Origin of the sequence: Clostridium sp. BNL1100 (genome assembly GCF_000244875.1) — a bacterium.
Taxonomy (GTDB): Bacteria; Bacillota; Clostridia; order Acetivibrionales; family DSM-1351; genus Ruminiclostridium.
In genome coordinates, this window is record NC_016791.1 from 2290967 (window position 1) to 2305045 (window position 14079).

Consider the following 14079-nt stretch of genomic DNA (forward strand, 5'->3'; position numbering starts at 1 on the left):
AAGAATCTGTCAGGCATTCCGTCAGGCATCATGTCGAGTGACATCTCTTCCGTCATCGCTCCTCTGAATTCGTCGGACATTTCGCTTTGCATACTATCTGATGTCCCGGTGTAACGCTGGGGCTGTTGCTTATCATAATAATCCTGCATTGATTGCACGCTCCTTTCAGTTTATAGTATGCATTTAAAGTAACAAAGGTTACATAATTACTTTACCTCTCATTATCGATAACTCCCCCAAATGATGCCATCCTGCATTGAATTTTTCTAAAAAACCTTTAATCTTATTTTTCAACTGTATAAATACCTGTGGCTTGTGAATAATTTCGCCAGTTTCTAGGTGAGCTCATAACTATGTTAAAATTATTTGAATCCTTATGGAAAAACCTTAAGTACTTGCACTGATGGCAACAGTAAATATTTTTTCAATCAAGGACAATGCTCCTCTATATCCGACATTTGCCCTTGATAAAACCACTTCATAGGATGCCGGGAAGCCAATTTCAACAATGTTTCCGCCAAGCTCCTTTGCAGCATCTCTGTCCCACGTTGTTCCTAATATAATTGAAGGTTTTTCTTCAGAATTGATAAGGGCTTGCTCAACCAAATAACCATCTTCTAAAAAAAGAGGTGTTACGCTAACATCATCTGCAATGTTTACAAATTCTTTTATAATATTGTCCCTATATTCTTCAGGAGGATTTTCCGTTACAATTTGTTTAACCGGAATCAATCCAAGCTGATTTACAAGAAATTTAGTAATGGCCAGATTATAGCTGCTTTCGCCCACAACAGCAAATTTAGATGGGACACCCCACCAATATTCTGCATAGAAATCTGAAAAATCCTCCAAATATTTATAATATAGTTTCTCTTCCTGTTGTATGAACTGTTCTGTCTTTTCCAGATTTAATCCTGCAAAATCCGATACTTTGCGTAAGAACTCAGATGTAGCTTTCGCCCCAATAGGGATTACAGGTATATGTAAAAAAGGTTGACCATATTTTCCCTCAAGATACTTTGCTGTACTAATTCCAAGCCAGGTTGATATAACAAGATTAAACTGTGCCTTAGGAATTTCTTTCCACTCCTCAACACCTTTTGAACTGTGTCCAAATAAAATATTAACTTTAAGGCCTATCCCTTCAAGACTACGTTTGATCTCAGAGAGATCCCCCCTCCAAAATGGGTTTTGATATGGAATTTCTGTCCAAACATTAACTACATTCTTTTTCTTTTGCCCTTTGTAGTCACCGACATATTGGTCAATAATTGCTTTTGTAACCAATTCATGACCTGTATAGTTATTCCCCTTAAATCCACCTGTCTCAGCGTAAACAATGGGAACACCTTTTTCTTGAAATTTTGATACCACTGACGGTACATCATCACCAACAAGGTCAGGTATACAACCTGTGAGTACCACAAACAAATCTGCATCAATTACCTTTGTTGAAGCTTGTATCAGTTCTTTAAGCCTCTCATTTCCTCCAAATACCACTTCATTTTCTGAGGCATTAAGACTGGGGGGAACAGCTCCACCGCCATAGCCTCCTCCCTGAAACCCGTTGTAAAAAGCAAGACTAACATATTGCTTATCTGCACAACCCGGTCCGCAATGAGTAATAGGAACTACTCTCGGAATTGCACTTGCAGTGTACATAGCGCCAATAGCACAGCCATAACGTGGTCGGCTTATGGAATTTGTTTTCTGATTTTCATATGAATTTCCAATCTGTGACATTTTTTACCTCCCAAATTAATCTTGATATATAATATCGGGGTTTTTAGCAAGGATATATGGATCGTCCTGACTTAGCCACCACTTTGTATAAGGTAGCTTAATATGCTGTGCCAAATCTTCGTGAAATTTCTTTCTTTTTAAAATAGCTAATATTGCTTCGCCCAAGTTTACAATGCCCTCATAACCTACTGCAATATGTTCGTCTCCAAGAGGAGCAGCCGGAATACCAAGACGTGATGCTAGAGGTGCAAGCCCGTTATGTCTTATTAATAAAAAGTCGGGCTGGGCTTTTATCAGTAATGCATAGAGCTGATGTTGCTGTCTATTGCTGACACTGAAATTTTCCACATTTCCATAGTTATTAACAAGAAAGGCTAAAGAGTCTTGTATAGGATCTTCACTGTCATAGATAGGATCGTGGTGGAATACCAATGAGCCGTTCACTTCAACACCAAGCTCTCTTAATACTGAAATCAGTCCATGAGAATAGGCAGAACCTGTTGCAACATATCCTTTTACACCCTTCAGTTTTTTCTTTAACTCTTCAATTTTAGGCGTTACACGCTCACGCTCTTTTTTTATGTAAGCTTCACAAAGCTCCTCACGATGTGTGATTTTTGCTATCCCCCTAAGCCATGCATCGGTTCCGGCAAAGCCGTAAGGTTGAGGAGCTTTCAATTCCGGAACACCAAAATTTTGTTCCAGTCCCTGAGCCAAATACGAGGAAAGCGTATTACAAAAGCCAACTGTAATAGCAGCCTCTGACATCTGTGCCAAATCTTCAACAGTCGCCAGATCAACAACATAATTTACACGTAAATTAAGTTCCTTAAGCATTGGTTTAAATACATCAGAACCCCAAAGATTGATTACATTTACCAAATCTTCCTGCTTTTTTGGGTTTTTCCTTACTATATCTCTTAAAATACCGTGTTGAGTGGCATCAAATCCTGTGCTCCAATGTTTTGAGCGGAAGCCTTCACAATGAAGCGGAATAATAGGAATTCCAAACTTCTCCGAATACTCCGATGCAACGCTGTCAACATCATCACCGATAATGCCGGTAGCACATGCTGTTCCAATAAAAATTGCATTGGGCTTATATCTCTCCCATACATCGCGCGTAGTCTGTTCAAGCTTTCCAATTCCCCCGAAAACCATATCACCTTCTATCAAATTTGTAGAAACGATTTTAAGATTTTCTACAGGAAGGCCTCTCATAGCAAGACCATTACGATATATTGAATTATAAATTGTTTGGCTTACCGCACAGCCAATAGGGGAATGCTGAATCAAAACGGCACCTCTCACATTTCCAGCCTGACATTCCACCATTTGTTCACTGCAAACAGAGCCTTGTGTAAAAGGTCCTTTCATTTCGCAAAGCTTACAACCATTGCCTTTTTTACCGCTGCAACCAAGAATAGAATATCCTGATTCCTCTACCAATTTTGAAGCTTCACCGTCCCAGCCTATGATCGTGCCAAGACGCTGTTCACGGCTTACAACAGTAGTGGCTGCTAAATTAATTTTACCCATCCTATCTCCTCCATTAATGCGTTTTATACTAATTACATCTAAAGCAGTACTTTAAAAATAAAAAAAGACTATTTTCAATATCTGCATAAGCAGAATTAAAGTTAGTCTCTAATTTATTTAGTCAACCTTTTCTTATTTTATTTTTATTTCAACGACGTAAAAGCTTCTTCCTTAATAAAAAAGACTATTTCCTTTTCACTGAAATTCAGCAAAGGTAGAAACAGTCTCTAATTCGTTTAGTAAACCAAGTTTAGTTTTATTTATTATAATTGTTATTTCCTTCCATGTCAATAGGAATACTATGATTACGTAATTGCTGACAATGTACTATCACGGAATTTATTTTTTACCAGAACCATTCATCATTTGCATTAATTGAGTTCAGACGGTTGCGGTCGTTCCACCTCTCGAATAATTAAATCTTTTTTCTTTATGTTATATTGAACCACTACTTCCTCTACAATATCTGGATCATAATAAGATAAACTTGCACCAAAGCTCAGTACATTTTCATTCTCCCATTTTATATTATATATACCGCTGTAGTTCTCTCTATCTGCACGCACATAAATTTCATAGCCTTTTTTACAGGCTAATCTAAACCTTGCAGTATCTACTAGCGCTGGACTTACCGTTCCTTCTGCCATATCATATATAGTCAAATAGGAGCTTTTATTAGAGCATGTTGCTACAGCTAGCTTTTTGCCATCTGGTGAAACAAACATATCAGTAATATACATAGAGGGCTTCGAATATTCATCGTAGCATTCTAGTACTCCATCCTTTATACGCCATAATCTGTTATCACTTCCGTAATCTGAATAATTATTAAATAGTGTAAAAAATATACTGCCATCATACATTTTATAAACCTTTTCACTATCATACTTTCCTGTCAGTATAGCTATCGCAAACTGTGCTGCTTGAGCAAGCTTTTTTTCTTTACTTTTTGAAAAAGGCGTTATAGCTGTTATAGCCTTCTCTCTAATTTTATGATTATTAAAATATTCTACAAGCTTATTAATAGCAATATACTGTTCATATGTATTGTCTGAATTTAGCGCATTAAAATATTTTTGTGCTTGTTCACTTTCATCTCCATGAGTAGTTAAACACATGTCTTCCGCCGACAAAAAACGCATGTATAGCTCTTCTGTATTTTTTTTAATAATATTTGCTGCCACTGTAGCAACAGAAAAAGAAAAAACAATACAAAACAATGCTGCTACAGTCATATAACGCCACTTTCCTTTTTCTTGCTTATGTACAAGTCTTCCTTCTCTTAATATACCCTTTAGCATCTTTTCCTTTTGCTCTTCATTTGGAGAGCAGGCTTCAAAAATTCTTTTCATATCTTTATCCTTCATTTCTTCTTCCCTCCTCCAAATCCATTTTTAACTTTTTACGTGCTGTAACCAGTTGTGTCTGGACCGTACTTTCATTTCTTTTTAACAGTTTTGCTATTTCTTTTACAGCATACTCCTCATAATAATAAAGATATAAAACCGTTTTATACTTCTCTGGTAATGCAAGGATTTTTTCTAACACCTCACTACCTTCATTCTCATTCATATAGCTAACTTCAGGTAGCTTTTCAAAATCTATGCGCCTTACTTTCCAAAAACATTTTAAAACATCCTTGCAATAATTACGTGCTGTCACTATAAGCCAGGCTTTTTCATGTGCCTCATTCTCAAAATATTTTTTTGACTGCATCAATTTAATAAATGCAGATTGCACTGCATCTTCTGCATCTGCTTGATTTTTTAAATAAATGTAGCAAAGTCTAAAAATCGTATCCGCATATCGTTTATATACCTGTATAAATTCTTCCTCTGTATATCCACACGAACTTACTCCCATTTCCTCACCTCCCATATATAACACGATTGAAATCTTATAAATATCTTAATATACATAAATTTTATTTCTACAAAATTCTCAACAATAATACAAATGCTTATCACAACTCCCAATGGACTCGCTCATTGTAAAACTGAATCTTACTTTTTCACCGTATAGATATTGACTCGATTTTATAGAAGAACCAAGTTCATTAGGCTCTTTAAGAGCTTGACCTTCTTTAATACGATTGTATCATCATTAGTGACAGTACCGATGGATTTCTTAACATTTGCCACGCACTTGCCACGTAAACGGCTTAGAGTATTTTCATCAACATCTGTTCCAGATACTGAAGCTCTCTCCCGTACATAAAGTATTTTTACATTGTCTTTTGACCTCTTTTTCTTTTTTTAGATAAAAATTAGAAGCTAGGTTTACAGGCCTTTGGTTGACCAAAACTTAGCCTCTTGTTCCCCCAATTTTAAAACGGTAGCTCTTTATCAGTTTCACTGTAATTATCTGACCAATATGCAATATATACTTCCTTATCAATAGCCACTCTTAAATTTATAGCCCTCGGTGAAGTCTTTATAAATCTATCGTCTGGTAAATATTCCGAACAGGGAAACCCGAGCCGTTTCGTAAGCTTAGAAATAGAAATTTCAAAATAGTTACATTAAACTATTTATAATATTTTTTGTGTTAATAGATGTGATTCATTTCCCTGAAAATTATAAAAAGCGACAAAAAAATTAGTGTTTATTTTGTCGCTTTACACTCGTATTATTTGATTAGTAATTCTGTCGTTTTAGATGGTTGCGGATATTTATTTACATGTAACCAGTTAAAAAATTAGATAATGAGATTCCTCGGTTTGTGTCGTTAAAAACTAATGCCGACAAAATGTAAATAATCCTTTATCTATCTGCATTATAACATCCTCATATATAAAGTCGTAAGTTTTTTACTTATTATTATCAAACCACTATTCATGTGTTAACCTGAACGGTGCTGTATTAAATATTTTATCTGCTTCCTTCAAACATTTTAAGTAGCCGCAGATAATGATTTGCTTCACGTAGTACGTGGTCACCAAGCAGCGGAATTATGATTGATCTTATTTTACATGAGAGAATTCCCTGTGTACCTTGTGCCTTGAAATTCCTTAAATCCTCAGTCGCCTTCAAGCTTTCGTCAGTAACGTTAGTCAATGGAGCAGTAGCATCCATTGCTGCTTTAGCTTCTGCTGTCAATTGATCAAACTCATTACCAAAATTATTAGCTTGATTGATCAAATTATTTTCTGTCGGGTCAAGAAGTCCCCTTATAAACTTAGCATGTTCTGCCATTTGCCTATTCCAGAAAAATTCCTGTTGGTAAGCTTCTCTTTCGAGATTTATCTCTTCCCTGTTTTGAAGTCTTCTAAGTTGTAGAAGGTATAATTCTGCCTCACGAGTTATGTGTATTATCAACAAAGGGTAATTAAATGTGAACATTTTACAGCTTAAAACATTAGATATAATATTTGTTTTAAACTTTATTAACGCAGCAGTTGCTTTTATTGCCCGTTGGTTAAGGGCAAATACACGTCGCTCAAGCATAGGGCTAGCCGTTATAATTCCACCGCCCATTAATCTTGCCTCTGCCTGTGTCAGTTGAGTTGGTATCCGTACTCCTGTAAAAAATGTGGTCGCCTGTTCTGCTTTAATAGTAAAGGGTGTTATTACTTCACCGGATTGTAAAACGCCTGGATTAACAACACCGTTGGAAAGTGAAATAACATCTCCTAGAATTCTATCAAATTCTTTGCGAAAATTATCAGCCTGTTGGGTAAAACTAGCGTCCTTTGGTGTAAACGCTGCTTCAAGGAAAAATGAGTGTTCTTTCATAATCCTTGCAAAAAACAAATGTAAACCCAGTGACTGTTTTATAAATTCAATGGTTGACAACATGGTAACACCTCGTGTAAAGGTTATTTTATATTAATATTTTATGTCAACTTGCATAAAAATGTTACAGGATATCACAACTTTATTTTATTAGGGGGTGCAGTACAACTTTTAAAAATTAGATTGCATTTCATTTTAAAGCAATGTATTGTGAAAAAGGACCGGTCACAAAGTAATGAAAGAGGGCTAAAATAAAATGAATATGAATATTGAAACTATCCCACTATGCTCTATTGCTTATATACGGCAAATAGGAGCTTATGGTGCGGAAAATATCCGAACTATGGAGCAATTAAAGCAGTGGGCAGTGGCTAACAACCTTATGAATAATAAAACTGTTATATTTGGTATTGCACATGATAATCCGCAAATAACACCGCCTGAAAATTGCCGCTATGATGCTTGTATTCTCCTTGCTGATAAACACTTTCCGGCAGAGGGCAATCTTAAGCATGGTGAACTTAGCGGAGGAAAGTATGCAGTTTTTATAGTAAAGCACACAGCTAAAGCTGTAGAGCAGGCTTGGGGAGATATATTCCCTTCGCTGTTTGAAAATGGCTTTCTTTATGACGCTACACGACCGATATTGGAGCGCTATGCGGCTGAAAAGGTTGAGCAGCATCTTTGCGAAATATGTGTTCCGATTTTTGATTAAACTTGAGAGAATTTTGTTGTAAAAAAGTAACCTTTTTATTATTCTTTTATGTTAAAATATGAAAATAGAAAATAACTCTTAGCAGAATTTAACGTTAAACCAATATCAAAATTAAAAGGAGAATAAAAAATGCAACTCTGTATTGTCACTGCTCCGTGCAAGGACTGAACCGGACGTAACTGCACGGAGCGGATTGAGTTCGTCCGTTCGGCTTTGCACTTTCATTAAATTGTAAGATTCTATTTGAAAGAGGAGCAAAGTCATGATTAAAAATTTAAAAATGAACATCAGAGAACTTCATACTTTTCTATTGTTATGGATTACACAGTCGTTTTCGGCACTTGGTAGTGCGATGACCAACTTTGCACTGGTGATTTGGTCTTATCAGCAACAAGGGTCTGCTCTTACCACCTCGCTATTGGCCATCTGTTCTTATGCACCATATGTCTTACTGAGTATCTTCGCAGGTGCACTTAGCGACCGATGGAACAAGAAGATAACAATGCTGATTAGTGACAGCTTTGCAGCACTTTGTACCATATCGGTACTAGTTCTGCTGACAACCGGTAAACTCCAGACTTGGCATCTGTACTTGATCAACACCTTGAATGGATTGATGAATACGGTACAGCAACCGGCATCAGAGGTGACCATCAGCCTGTTGACTCCGAAAAAGCATTATCAGAAGGTAAGTGGGATGCGATCCTTCTCTAATTCGCTGGTTACAATACTGACGCCTGTACTTGCCACGGCAATGCTTTCTTTTACAAGCATTAAGTTCGTCATCCTATTTGATTTGATTACATATGTCACAGCGTTTGTGTCACTACTATGCTTTATAAAAATACCTCAAGTTACAGAACAGAGAATTACTGCCAGCGAAACTGTATTGCAGTCTGCAAAAAGTGGCTTTCGGTATCTTAAGGATAATCGGGGAATTCTGGATTTGATCCTATTTTTGGCCGTAATCAATTTTACCGCCTCAATCTTCAATGCCGCACTGCCTGCAATGATGCTCTCACGTATTGGCGGCGGAGAGGTGGCCCTTGGCATGGTCAATACCGTAACAGGAATAGCAACAATGTTTGGAAGCATTTTGGTTTCTATCCTGCCTCCGCCAAAAAGCCGAGTACGAGTTATTTGTAATTCCTTACTTTTTGCAATGAGTACCGAAAATTTTATTCTTGCTTTCGGCAGGTGTACGTGGGTGTGGTGTTTGGGTGCAATCTTAGGCTGGATTTTTATTCCTGTAATGGGGACCAATATGGATGTGCTTTTTCGGTCAAAAATACCTATTGAGATGCAGGGACGTGTCTATTCGGTTAGGAATACGCTACAGTTTTTCACCATTCCTTTAGGTTATCTGTGCGGCGGTTTTTTTGTTGACAGAGTGTTTGAACCATTTATGGCAGAACAGTCGATGGGTAGCCTGTGGGTTACATTGTTCGGGTCAGGAAAAGGCTCCGGAGCAGCTCTGCTATTTTTTGTAATCGGAATTTTTGGCGCATTATCTTGTCTGCCATTTCGGGCGGACAGAAATATTTGGAAATTAGAAGAATAGTGAGCTAAAAACTACAAATAAAACCCATCAACCATTCAGTTACCTGAATGGTTGATGGGTTTTTCCTATTTCATCGTAAATTTCTCTAGTCAATTATATAGATTGTACCCAGAGTCCATGCTGACTACAATAACCATAAATTTTTCCGTTTCGTTGCCCAGCAGGAATATGGATATCGGCACTTTGCTCCGGATAAAGTCGTTTTAATAAAACAATATCGGTTCCCACATAAGCGATAAATCTAATAAAATGTGATTTGTTCATTTCATGGTCTATGGATATATAATTGTAAATATCTATTTCCTCAAAGGTCATCTGATGTTGCTCCAAATTTTCCATGGGCGTCAGCGGTACCACTTTTCTGCCGCAGCAGGAAATCGAAGCTTTATTTGAACTGGTGAGAACATTTCCGCAAGTCGGACAGACATAGAAGCGTATCTTTTTGATATTTCCGCTATCCGGTTTGTTGGGATCAAGTTCACCCTCCAGCATCTTTTGAATATCCGCCCCTAAAACTCCGGATAGATCTGCCAAAAGGGAAACATCCGGACATCCAAATCCACGTTCCCATTTTGAAACGGTTTTATTGCTTATGTTTAACGCATCAGAAACTTTTTTTTGTGTCAGTCCTTGCTCTTTTCGCAGCTGTAATATCAACTTTCCTACTTTTGAAGAGTCCATCCTTCACTCCCTCCCATCAACTGAACATCAACTACATTATTAAATCCTCCTTGCCCCTTCAATATTCCTAATGTAGCGATTACACATCTCTTCCAACTCATTGGTGTAATCTTCTTTTTCATTATCCTTTTCATCATAAGATAAAACTTCCAAAACTCCAATTTCAAATGCAGAATTTCCATGTATATTCCATAATTTTTGCAATTCTGAGTTGCGATGCATATTTGAATCAAGCTTAAAACGATTACTATTGATATATGCTTTTGTATCCTGAGAATATCCTATAAAGCATTCCTTTGTAGGCACACAAAGAAATGAGATAATTCCCATTTCAGTTTTTCTATGCTTATATTCCATTAAGAGCTGTTTTCTTCGATCCATTTTTGCCACCTCTCAATTATCATATTCCAATTGTCCCGGATAGACAATCCACGTTCCGTAGACTATTCAATAAGACGTTGGAAAATTTACTCAAAGTGTAACATAATGTCCTCTACCGATTGTTCGGGGGACTGTTCCGAGGTATCCAGCCAAAAGCCAATTCTGGGAGTCTCCCTCATGAAATTCTCATACAAAGTCTCCACCGTAAAACCAATATAACCCACCTTTCCCCGTTGCTTTTCACGATTTTTTACAGTTTTCACATTGGGACAAAGAACAATTATTTGAACAGGATAACCCTTTAACATATCTAATATGTGGAATAATTGTTCTCCGTAGTAATTATCCTGCAAAATAACGGAAAATCCGTTGTCATAATAGGTTTTTGCCGCATCTGCTGCCAAGCGATAACGCAGCTGTAATTGCCGTATAGCCTCATCAGAAGGCTGTGCGGACATCTCCGCACGTCCGGATACAATCATTCGACGAAACACATCGCCCCGCAAATGCACACCATTTCTCATTTTCGAAGCGAGCAGTTCCGAAACTGTTGATTTTCCGGACGCCATAACTCCAGTGATTAAATATATTGCTTTTTCCATAGAACAACTCCTCTAATTGATAAAATTTCAAGTTAAGTCCGCTTTCCATTAGAACGCTGGATTAACCCACATATTTCGAAATTTTATAGACTGAGATAAATTATTTTAACGTATTAAGTTTAATTTCTTATCTTTGATTTCATAAATAATATCAGCCACATTATCAAGCAGCCTTTTATCATGGGTGATAAACACAATAGTTCCAGCATACCCTTTCATCAGCACCTCCAAAGCTTCTAAACTTGGAAGGTCAAGGAAATTGCTCGGTTCGTCCATTAACAAAATATTATACCTTCCCATTAGCATTTTAGCCAGCAGCAATTTACTAATTTCGCCGCCGCTTAAAACAGATAACCTCTTGCCGATATCATTTTGTACAAAGCTCATGGAGGCTAAAACTGAACGAATTTCTGACACATTGTAATCACAATCCTCCTGCATAAATTCCATGACAAACTGATTAGGGTTGTACTTGTAGCCATTCTGAGCAAAGTAACCTATTTCAGCCTTGGATGAAATAGAAATACCCTTTTCATGGTTTAAGATCATTTCAATTAAAGTTGTTTTTCCTGTACCATTACCACCTGTCAGAGCTACTTTCGCTCCAAGCGGAATGCTGAAAGATGCATTTTCAAATAATCCCTTATCTCCAAACCTTTTATTGATTTCAGTGCCGATAATGGGATACGGATTATGAAGTTCAAGTACTTTACCCTGCCGAAAACGAATGGTGCGTATGCTTTCCGGAGCTTTGATGTCACCCAATGCTGCCTTCCTATGTTCCAAAGACTTGGCAGCTTTATATAATGTTTTTTGCTTACTTCCCATTGTTTTCTGATGGGCCAAACGTCCGCCTCTTTCAGAAGTTTTTTTCTTAGCAACATCTTTTGCTTTTTGTTCTATTTTACGTGCTTGTTTACGCTTATCCTTGGCAGCTTGTTCCAATCGATCCCGTTCTGCAATAAATTGATCATATTTTGCGACCTGATTTTTACGTTCATTCTCTTTCTGACAAAGATAATAAGAATAGTTACCCCAATACTCAGTGATTTTGCCATCTTCGAGTTCCCATATTTTATCCGCAACCTCGTCAAGAAAATAGCGGTCATGGCTGATAACCAGCAATGCACCTGAAAAATATTTTAACTGTCCAATTAAAAAATCGGTTCCTTCACGGTCTAAATGACTGGTAGGTTCATCTGCCAAAAGACAATGTACCTGCGCTGAAAGAGCCTGTGCTATTTTAAGTCTTGTTTCTTCACCTCCACTCATGGTCTTTACCTCTAATTGCCCAACACTAAGTTTACCTATAAGGGTAAAATCTTTTTCCTCCTGTAAAGTTACTTCATCCAACTGAGGGATATATGCAAATCCTCCACGGCGACTGATTTTGCATCCTAGCGGAGTTAATTCTCCCAAGAGCACCTTGAGTAAGGTGCTTTTTCCTGCACCATTTGCTCCCACCAAACCAATGCGGTCATAATCATATAATTCTAATTCATCAATGTCCAGAACATCACGTCCTGTATATTCCAAACGAATGTCCTTAGCTTTTATTATCAATTCCATATTTTTCCCTCCCGTCAAAATCGCATGTTCTCATTTACCTGTTCGCAGGGAAAATCCTGCGATTTGAGCTGGAAGGTTTATATAAAAATATAAAACATAAATGTTCCTCCTTAAAAATTTCCCTTTTCTTTTTAGTCCAATTTCCTGACTTCGCCTACTAGCGGACAAATTATAGCTATGCCGATAATTAAAATACCTGATAGCAGAAACCAGTTATTTACACCGATTCGATCAGCAAAGAATCCGGAAAGGATTAAACCAACCGGCATAGCTAAAGACATGATGCTCCCTGTCAGAGAAAACACACGTCCTAAATATTCAGGTTTAATTTTCTCTTGAAAAAGAGCCGTTTGCACGCCGCTGTAAAACGGAACCGATAGACCCATAATTACACAGCAGACTACAAATATTACGAATCCGCTTGTGGGAAGTAACCCTGAAATGGTCAAACTGGCGCCCATCATAAAAATAGAAGTTGTTATTAATACAATTCGCTTTTTAAAGCCTCCAAATAGTCCTAATATCAAACCGCCTGCCAGCATACCACAAGCATAAGCGATTTCGGTAACAGAAACATGTACCGGTGTTCCAGCAAAATATTCCATGCTAACTAAAGGGTAAAGTGCATTGATTGGCATATAAACAAACATATATAGTGTACCTATAAGCAGCAATGCAAATAGTCCTTTGTTTTCTTTTAGAACACCAAGTCCTTCCTTCATCTCTTTCATAAAATTTCGATCCAGGCTTTTCTGCTCTGCACTAAGCTTAGGAATACGTACAAGCGCTACCGTGATACATGCAATCACTGCACCCATTACGTCGATGGCTATTATCGTATTTAACTCCCAAACAGAATATAAAAACGCTGCAGCAGCAGGACTGAGAATATAGCTTATGGACTGCAAAGCCTGACTGTACCCCGCACATTTTGTCAGCTGTTTTTCAGGTACTAAAAGAGGCGTTGCGGCACTTAGTGCAGGTGAATGGAAAGCTGTTCCAATGCTTCGGACAAACAATACAACCATAACCATCCAGACCTGCAGTTCCATATACAAAGCATTAATAGCCAACAGTGCCCCGGCTGCAGCAACAACCGCATCAGCACCAATCATTATCTTTTTTCTATCATATCGGTCGACTAATACACCTATCACAGGCCCAAAGACTGCATATGGCAGAAATCCGACCAATGAAGCAATTGACAACACCATAGCTGATCCTGTTTTTTGTGTAAGATAAAAGATTATCGCCATTTGCAGAATGGCACTTGTAATAAGTGAAATCGCCTGACCTACCAATATGGTAAAAAAATCCTTTTTCCATTTTGAAATTTGTTTTTTCATACATGATTCTCCAGTCTTTTTATTGTAGTTCTTTTCAGGCAATAAAAAATGCAGGCCAAAATCCGCAAAGCGAGCTTTAGTCTGCATATTAACGTTAAAAAGACATTGGAAAAACATATAACCTAAGATAGTTACACTTCGCCCATATCTATGTCTCAATTCGTATAATAAGCACAATAAAAAAGCCCACCATTGCAGATGATGTTAC

12 protein-coding genes are annotated in these 14079 nt (G+C 37.5%); 2 read left to right on the forward strand and 10 right to left on the reverse strand.

Translation table 11 applies throughout. The features are described 5' to 3' along the window. Window positions 1-387: 387 nt before the first annotated feature. The 5 genes from CLO1100_RS09510 to CLO1100_RS09530 all read right to left on the reverse strand — a co-directional run bounded on the left by CLO1100_RS09510 (window position 388) and on the right by CLO1100_RS09530 (window position 7079). Entirely contained in the window at window positions 388-1743 is a 1356-nt protein-coding gene (locus CLO1100_RS09510; RefSeq protein ID WP_014313541.1) for a nitrogenase component 1, read from the reverse strand. A gap of 15 nt (window positions 1744-1758) precedes the next feature. Next, the gene (locus tag CLO1100_RS09515) at window positions 1759-3282 is read right to left on the reverse strand and encodes a nitrogenase component 1 (RefSeq protein WP_014313542.1); all 1524 of its coding nucleotides are present in this window, start codon (window positions 3280-3282) and stop codon (window positions 1759-1761) included. 371 nt (window positions 3283-3653) lie between these two features. Then, on the reverse strand, window positions 3654-4649 hold the full coding sequence (locus CLO1100_RS09520) for a hypothetical protein (protein WP_014313543.1): 996 nt from the start codon (window positions 4647-4649) through the stop codon (window positions 3654-3656). Continuing rightward, window positions 4639-5160, reverse strand: coding sequence for a sigma-70 family RNA polymerase sigma factor (locus CLO1100_RS09525; RefSeq protein ID WP_202946038.1), 522 nt, complete (start codon window positions 5158-5160; stop codon window positions 4639-4641). The genes CLO1100_RS09520 and CLO1100_RS09525 overlap by 11 nt, the downstream gene beginning before the upstream one ends. A gap of 992 nt (window positions 5161-6152) precedes the next feature. Further along, the gene (locus CLO1100_RS09530) at window positions 6153-7079 is read right to left on the reverse strand and encodes a DUF2935 domain-containing protein (protein WP_014313545.1); all 927 of its coding nucleotides are present in this window, start codon (window positions 7077-7079) and stop codon (window positions 6153-6155) included. Window positions 7080-7272: 193 nt separating this feature from the next. Between CLO1100_RS09530 and CLO1100_RS09535 the strand changes: the two genes are divergently transcribed. After that, on the forward strand, window positions 7273-7731 hold the full coding sequence (locus CLO1100_RS09535) for a GyrI-like domain-containing protein (protein WP_014313546.1): 459 nt from the start codon (window positions 7273-7275) through the stop codon (window positions 7729-7731). Window positions 7732-7993: 262 nt separating this feature from the next. Continuing rightward, window positions 7994-9292 carry an MFS transporter gene (locus CLO1100_RS09540; RefSeq protein WP_014313547.1) on the forward strand — a complete coding sequence of 433 codons (1299 nt, stop codon included), beginning with the start codon at window positions 7994-7996 and terminating at the stop codon, window positions 9290-9292. A 93-nt stretch (window positions 9293-9385) separates the two neighbouring features. Here the strand turns inward: CLO1100_RS09540 and CLO1100_RS09545 are convergent, their stop codons facing one another. The 5 genes from CLO1100_RS09545 to mef(A) all read right to left on the reverse strand — a co-directional run bounded on the left by CLO1100_RS09545 (window position 9386) and on the right by mef(A) (window position 13871). Next, window positions 9386-9973, reverse strand: a complete 588-nt coding sequence (locus CLO1100_RS09545) for a helix-turn-helix domain-containing protein (protein WP_014313548.1) — start codon at window positions 9971-9973, stop codon at window positions 9386-9388. 39 nt (window positions 9974-10012) lie between these two features. Then, window positions 10013-10354 (reverse strand): GIY-YIG nuclease family protein, encoded by a 342-nt coding sequence (locus CLO1100_RS09550; RefSeq protein ID WP_014313549.1) that lies wholly within the window; start codon window positions 10352-10354, stop codon window positions 10013-10015. 86 nt (window positions 10355-10440) lie between these two features. Further along, a complete protein-coding gene (locus tag CLO1100_RS09555; RefSeq protein WP_014313550.1) occupies window positions 10441-10956 on the reverse strand; it encodes an AAA family ATPase in 516 nt (171 codons plus the stop codon). Window positions 10957-11061: 105 nt separating this feature from the next. Continuing rightward, window positions 11062-12525: an Msr family ABC-F type ribosomal protection protein gene (locus tag CLO1100_RS09560; RefSeq protein ID WP_014313551.1), complete on the reverse strand. Its 1464-nt coding sequence runs from the start codon at window positions 12523-12525 to the stop codon at window positions 11062-11064. Between the two features lie 131 nt (window positions 12526-12656). Further along, entirely contained in the window at window positions 12657-13871 is a 1215-nt protein-coding gene (mef(A), locus tag CLO1100_RS09565) for a macrolide efflux MFS transporter Mef(A) (protein WP_014313552.1), read from the reverse strand. Between the last annotated feature and the right edge of the window lie 208 nt (window positions 13872-14079).